This window comes from Streptomyces sp. NPDC101166, assembly GCF_044768125.1.
GTDB lineage: Bacteria > Actinomycetota > Actinomycetes > Streptomycetales > Streptomycetaceae > Streptomyces.
This window is the reverse complement of record NZ_JBIWPF010000124.1, coordinates 1-1,145: the sequence shown is the minus strand read 5'-3', so window position 1 is coordinate 1,145 and position 1,145 is coordinate 1. Positions and strand designations below refer to the sequence as shown.

Annotated in this window: 1 protein-coding gene; it reads left to right on the top strand. The window is 70.8% G+C overall.

Annotated features, from left to right (window positions below):
* Window positions 1-140: 140 nt before the first annotated feature.
* A partial coding sequence (locus tag ACIRS4_RS36975; RefSeq protein ID WP_404204463.1) for a hypothetical protein occupies window positions 141-1,145 on the top strand: 1,005 nt, incomplete at its 3' end.

Genomic DNA, 1,145 nt, shown 5'->3' with positions numbered 1-1,145 from the left:
ACCCGCATCTGCGCGGCCGCACCCAACTCCCCTGGCTCCGGCTCCTCGACGCCCACCACGATCACCTGATCGCCGCCCTCCGCTTCGCCCAGGAGTCCGCCGACACCGACACCGCGTCCCACCTGGGCTCGGCCCTCGGCATGTACTGGGCCCTGCACGCCAATCACACCGACGCCGTCCGCCTCCTACGCCCGATCCTCGAACTCCCGACCACCCACCCCCATCCCCCACTGGCCGCAGCCTTCGCCCTGCATTCCCTGCTCGCCGCCCAAGCCACCGAACTGACCACGGCCACCGACCACATCCTCCGCTGGACAGCGGAATCAGCTTCGGGTTCGGCCGGATCGGTGACCGCGGATGGGGCAGCGGAGTTGGCTCTGGCGCTGGTGGAGTTGGCAGGCGAGCGAGTCGATGTGGGGCTCGGGGTGGTGGAGCCGTGGCTGGGGCATTCCGATGCGTGGACTCGGGGGATGTTCTGGTTGGTGCGGTCGTTCCTGCACGCCAATGAGTCCGGGGTGGCGCGGTTGGACGCGGATCTGCGGATGGCGGCGGAGTGTTTCGAGGAGGCCGGGGAGCGGTGGGGCTGGTCCACCGCGTTGACGTATCTGGCGTTCACGCGGGCCGCGCTCGGGGATTTCGGCGGGGCCGAGGAGGCGATGGCGTCGGCGTTGGTCGCGGCGGAGGAGCTGGGCAGGCCGGTGGCGCTGCGGGTGTGGCTGGTGATGATCCGCTTGCATTCGGGTGAGGTGGAGGCGGCGCGGACCGATCTGAGTGCGCTGGCCGAGGAGACCTTGTCCGGCGGGGACACCGTCATGACCCAGCTGCTCGCGGCGGATGTCGCCCGGTTCGATGGGGATCTGGCCGAGTCGGCGCGCTGTTTGCGGCGGGTCGAGTCCGATCTCGGGCGGGCCGTGAGCGAGGACCGTTCGTACCGGGCGATGTTCGGGCTACGAATGGGATTGCTGCGTGCGGCCGAAGGCAGCACCGCCGCAGCCACCACCCACTGTTCGGACGCGTGGGCGAACGCCATGGCCATCCGCGACCTGCCGTTAGCCGCCGAAGTTGCGGTCGGCGTAGCCCGGCTGTGCCTGGCAGCCGGGGCGGCGGAAGCGTCGGCCCAGGCGCTGGGCGCCGCTCATGCGTTG